Origin of the sequence: Streptomyces laculatispora, from assembly GCF_017353455.1 — a bacterium.
Lineage (GTDB): Bacteria > Actinomycetota > Actinomycetes > Streptomycetales > Streptomycetaceae > Streptomyces > Streptomyces laculatispora.
The window spans coordinates 1-4,733 of the sequence record NZ_JAFMPZ010000655.1 but is presented as its reverse complement, the minus strand read 5'-3'; the positions used below and the strand labels follow the sequence as shown (position 1 = coordinate 4,733).

Sequence of the window (4,733 nt, the reverse complement as noted above, 5' to 3'; positions counted from 1 at the left end):
TGCTACCCCCATCTCGTCACTCTGACGAAATAGGGGTAGCATCCCCGGCATGAACTCAGCGGACCTTGGGCGACGGGTCGGTGTGCCCTCGACAGCGCTCTTCACCGACCAGTACGAGCTCACGATGGTGCAGGCCGCGCTGAAGGCCGGCACCGCCGGCCGGCGCTCGGTTTTCGAGGCGTTCACCCGTCGGCTGCCCGAGGGACGGCGCTACGGCGTCGTCGCGGGCATCGGGCGGGTTCTGGACGCGGTCGAGAACTTCCACTTCGACGACGAGATGCTCGCCTTCCTGCGCGACCAGAACGTCGTCGACGGGCCGACGCTCGACTATCTGGCCGATTACCGCTTCACCGGGGACATCTGGGGCTACCCGGAGGGCGAGGTGTACTTCCCCGGCTCGCCGATCCTGCGGGTCGAGGGCTCCTTCGCCGAGTGCGTGCTGCTGGAGACGGTGATCCTGTCGATCCTCAACCACGACTCGGCGATCGCCGCGGCGGCCTCGCGGATGTCGTCGGCGGCGGGTGGGCGCGGGCTGATCGAGATGGGTGCACGGCGCACCCATGAGCTGTCGGCGGTGGCCTCGGCCCGTGCCGCGTACATCGGCGGTTTCGACACCACCTCCGACCTGGCCGCGGGCTTCCGCTACAACATCCCGACGGTCGGCACGAGCGCCCACGCCTTCACCCTGCTGCACGACTCCGAGCGCGACGCGTTCCGGGCCCAGGTCGACTCGCTGGGGCGCGACACGACGCTGTTGGTCGACACGTACGACGTGACGGCGGCGGTCCGGACGGCGGTCGAGGTCGCCGGGACCGAGTTGGGGGCGGTCCGGATCGACTCCGGTGACCTGCTGCTGGTCGCGCACCGGGTGCGCCAGCAGCTCGACGAGCTGGGCGCGACGGGCACGAAGATCGTGGTGACCTCGGACCTGGACGAGTACGCCATCGCCTCGCTGGCCGCGGCCCCGGTGGACGCGTACGGGGTGGGCACGCAGCTGGTGACCGGCAGCGGGCAGCCCACCTGCTCGATGGTCTACAAGCTGGTGGCGCGGGCCGTCTCCGCCGATCCGGCGGACCCGCTGCGGCCGGTGGCGAAGAAGTCGCTGGGCGCGAAGACCTCCATCGGCGGCCGCAAGTGGGCGGCGCGCCGGCTGGACGCGGACGGGGTCGCCGAGGCGGAGGTGATCGGGACCGGTCCGGTGCCGCCGGAGCTGGCCGGCCGGCAGCTGCTGGCGGAGCTGGTCAGGGCCGGCGAGGTGGTCGCGCGGGAGCCGCTGGACGCGGCCCGGGAGCGGCATATCGCTTCGCGGGCGGGGCTGCCGATGTCCGCGATGCAGTTGTCGCGGGGCGAGCCGGTGATTCCCACGGAGTACGTGTGAGGGTGGCGGGGGCCGGAGGCGGTCCGCGGCCGTTTTGCCCCCGATCTCCGGACGGGCTCGAAATTTCCCGGCCGTCCCGAATGCGCAGGCCTCTCCCTAAGGCCGGTTCGAGTCTCTAGGCTCGTTGTCACCCCCGTAACCGCCGTTCCGCTGTTCCCTCCCCCACCGAAGGACACCCGCCATGCACCGCGCCTTGATCGTCGTGGACGTTCAGAACGACTTCTGTGAGGGCGGGAGCCTCGCGGTGGCGGGGGGTGCCGACGTCGCCGCCGCCATCACGGACCTGATCGGCGAGGCCCAGCCCGGCTACCGGCATGTGGTGGCCACCCGTGATCACCACATCGACCCCGGCAGCCACTTCTCGTCGGCGCCGGACTTCGAGCACTCCTGGCCGCCGCACTGCGTGGCCGGTACGGAAGGGGTGGGCTTCCACCCCAATTTCGCGCCCGCGGTCGCCTCCGGGGCGATCGACACCGTCTTCGACAAGGGCGCGTACGCCGCGGCGTACAGCGGCTTCGAGGGCCTGGACGAGAACGGTGTGGGGCTGGCCGAGTGGCTGCGTGACCGCGGGGTGACCGCGGTCGACGTGGTCGGCATCGCGACCGACCACTGCGTCCGGGCCACCGCGCTGGACGCGGTCCGTGAGGGCTTCGCCACGCACGTACTGCTCGATCTGACCGCGGGCGTCTCCGAGGCGACCACGGACCGGGCGCTGACGGAGCTCCGGGAGGCGGGCGTGGTGCTCGCCGGCAAGCCCGTGGTGTAGGTGGTGCAGCCGGAGGGCCGGGTCAGCTCCGCCGGGCCGGCAGGGCGGGCCTCAGGAGCGCCCGGATCGGGTGCCAGAGCTCCTGGGCGCGCTCGGGTCTCGCGCGCCAGAGCACGCCGTCCGGATGGTGCAGGACGGCGGTGATCTCGTCCGGGGTGGGCGGCTCGGCGTTGCCGCGGAGATAGACGGCGCGCAGCCCCAGATTGCGCAGCCGGGTCAGTGCGCGGGCGCGGTTGGCCGCGTGCACCAGGACGCGGACCGGGGTGTCCGGTCCCACGCTCTGCGCCGGACTCGGCAGCGTGATCGCGACGACCACACTGCCGTTCGGCAACTTGCTGAATCCTCCGCCTGCCATACTCCGCGCTCCCCCGTGAGACGTCGTGTCAATAAGAAACGGAACAAGAGGCACCTAAACACGATCGGCCGCCGCCCGCTAGAGGGCGACGGCCGATCATGCTCTGACCTGCGGTGATACCGGCTTACTTGTGCGAGGCGCCAACCTGGACGGTCATCGTGGAGCCGCTGAGCGGCTCGCTGATGATCGAGATCCTGGTGTTGGTGTCAGCGACCTGCACGCTTCCGGTCTTGTTCTCCTTGTACCAGTAGGTTCCCTTGTGGTCATCGAAGACCGGCACGCCGAGCTGCGGCTTGATCTTCGTGGCCACGTCACCGTTGTGGAGCGTGAAGCCGTCGGTGGGGTACCAGCTGAACGGAGCGTCGAAGGGCTGGATCTTGTTGCGGAGGATCGTGCCGTCAGCCCACTTCAGCGGCTTGGCGTGCGCGTCGACCGGCAGGATCAGGCCCTGGCCCGGGTGGACCGAGACGTTGTTGTCCTTCTGGGAGGTGTCCCAGAGCCAGACGAGCAGACCGTTCTGGTACGGGTAGTGCTCGACCCAGTCCGGACGGGTCTTGGAGAAGCCGAAGTTGTACGGGCCGACCTTGAGGGTCCGGTCGTAGCTGACGTACTGGCGGTTCTCCGCGAGGTAGAACTGCTTGTAGTCCTTGGTGAACGACTTGCCGACCCGCGAGAAGCCCTTGGCGGTCCAGCCGTTGTCGTCGCCCTCGGCGTTGTCCGTGAAGAGCGCGGCACCGTCGGCGTTGACCGCGATGGTGTCGGCCGCGAAGCCGATACCGCCCGCGCCGCCGTCGGTGGCGTAACGGAAGCGGATGTCGATCTTCTTGCCCGCGTAGGCGTCGAGCGAGTACGAGAGCTTCTGGTACTTGCCCGAGACGTCGGTCAGGGCCGGCTTGTCACTGGCGTCGCGCGGGATCGCCTTGCCGTCGGCGGTGCCGTCGAGCGCGGTCCAGCTGGTGCCGCCGTTCTCGGAGACCTCGGTGTAGAGGTAGTCGTAGTCCTTCTCGATGTCCCACCAGCCGGCGAGGTCGAGGGAGGCCTTGGACTTACCGGTGAGGTCGACCGGGCGGGACAGGGTGTTGTTGAGGTTGTCACCCATGTCGCTCCACCACTGCTTGGCGCCCTCGGCGGGCGCCGTGACGGCGGTGGTGACTTCCTTGTCGGGCAGGTCGACGACGAGCGCCTGCTTGTCCTTGGTGTTGTACTCGGACACGCCCAGCTTGTGGGTCGACTTCGTCGCGGCCTTGGCCTTGGCGTAGTTGAGCCAGCCCAGCTGGAGCTTGTCCCAGGCGGTCATGTCACCGGGCAGGTCACCGATGCTGTTCTTACCGGTGCCGAGCCAGGAACCGGCCGACATCAGGGACCAGAAACCGACCGAGTTCTCGGCGGTGTTGGTCGTGTCGTAGAGGTCCGGCAGACCGAGGTCGTGGCCGTACTCGTGGGCGAAGACGCCCAGGCCGCCGTTCTCGGGCTGCGCGGTGTAGTCGCCGACCCAGATGCCGGAGTCACCGATCTGGGTGCCGCCGGCCTTGTTGCCGGCCGGGCCGGTCGCGCCGGCGTCCGTGCCGTAGGCGTACCAGCGGTGCGCCCAGATGGCGTTGGTGCCCTCGACGCCGCCGCCGGCCGACTCGTCCTCGCCGGCGTGCACGACCTGGAAGTGGTCGATGTAGCCGTCCGGCTCGTTGAAGTTGCCGTCGTTGTCGTAGTCGTAGCGGTCCCACTGGTCGTACTTGGCGAGATCGGCCTTGATCTGCTCGGGCGTACGGCCCTTGGCCTTCTGGTCCGCGGCCCAGGCGTTCACGCCGTCCTTGACCATGTCCCAGGCGTTGGCGCAGTTGCTCGCACCGCAGTAGTTCGAGCCGTAGCGGGCCTCGTTGTACGGGACCTTGACCCAGTCGGAGACCTCGCCGTCCACCGAGTAGCGTCCGGAGGACGTCTTCTCGTAGTACGTCTTGAGCGAGTCCTTGCCGGCGCCCGTGCCGAAGTACAGGTCCTGGAAGTGGGCCTGGTTGTAATCGGCCTGCCAGGCGGTGCTGTTGTCCTTCTTGGGGTCCGGCTTGGCTATCTTGTTGTGCGCCGGTCCCGGTACGCCACCGTACTTCGGGACGGGAGGCTTGGGGCCTTCGCCGTCCGGGTCGTAGGTGGTCGTGCTGTCGACCTTGTCGCCGAACTCCACCAGGATGGTGAAGATCTTGTCCGTCTTCTCGCGGCCGAGCTCGACGTACTTCTTGTCG

Annotated in this window: 4 protein-coding genes; 2 read left to right on the top strand and 2 right to left on the bottom strand. The window is 68.9% G+C overall.

All coding sequences use genetic code 11. The features are described from left to right. Window positions 1-49 precede the first annotated feature (49 nt). Both J1C73_RS33980 and J1C73_RS33975 read left to right on the top strand, forming a co-directional pair. The gene (locus J1C73_RS33980; protein WP_207319725.1) at window positions 50-1,378 is read left to right on the top strand and encodes a nicotinate phosphoribosyltransferase; all 1,329 of its coding nucleotides are present in this window, start codon (window positions 50-52) and stop codon (window positions 1,376-1,378) included. A 181-nt stretch (window positions 1,379-1,559) separates the two neighbouring features. Then, window positions 1,560-2,144 carry an isochorismatase family protein gene (locus J1C73_RS33975; protein WP_123471365.1) on the top strand — a complete coding sequence of 195 codons (585 nt, stop codon included), beginning with the start codon at window positions 1,560-1,562 and terminating at the stop codon, window positions 2,142-2,144. A 22-nt stretch (window positions 2,145-2,166) separates the two neighbouring features. Here the strand turns inward: J1C73_RS33975 and J1C73_RS33970 are convergent, their stop codons facing one another. Both J1C73_RS33970 and J1C73_RS33965 read right to left on the bottom strand, forming a co-directional pair. Further along, on the bottom strand, window positions 2,167-2,499 hold the full coding sequence (locus tag J1C73_RS33970; protein ID WP_207319724.1) for a hypothetical protein: 333 nt from the start codon (window positions 2,497-2,499) through the stop codon (window positions 2,167-2,169). Between the two features lie 124 nt (window positions 2,500-2,623). Next, window positions 2,624-4,733, bottom strand: a 2,110-nt coding sequence (locus J1C73_RS33965) for an immune inhibitor A domain-containing protein (RefSeq protein ID WP_207319723.1), incomplete at its 5' end; no start/stop codon positions are given.